Consider the following 299-nt stretch of genomic DNA (forward strand, 5'->3'; position numbering starts at 1 on the left):
TCCATTGGTATCATGCTTAAACCCAGCATAATCACCATCAATATGGACATGAAAAGTTTTGGTGTTACCATTCGTAGTACTTGTTACATTTACAGTTGGCTTGCTAACAATTGTTTGTTTCCCAATTGCTAGATTATCTGATCCAATAACAGGATCTACCGCTGTCGTGTTAGTCGTCCCCACGATTGTTCTTTGAATATCCTTTTGCACTTGACTATCATCAGCAAAATAATAGTTAACCTTGTCGTTATCATCCGGCTTTGTCACAGTAATTTCGAAATCTTTACCGACTTGGTTAG

The 299-nt window shown here is 37.8% G+C and carries 1 protein-coding gene; it reads right to left on the reverse strand.

Annotated features, from left to right (window positions below; genetic code table 11):
* A partial coding sequence (locus ACFILA_RS09855) for a hypothetical protein (RefSeq protein ID WP_375661161.1) occupies positions 1 to 267 on the reverse strand: 267 nt, incomplete at its 3' end.
* Between the last annotated feature and the right edge of the window lie 32 nt (positions 268 to 299).

This window comes from Bartonella sp. CL71SXKL (assembly GCF_042194935.1).
In the GTDB taxonomy this organism is placed as follows: Bacteria; Pseudomonadota; Alphaproteobacteria; order Rhizobiales; family Rhizobiaceae; genus Bartonella.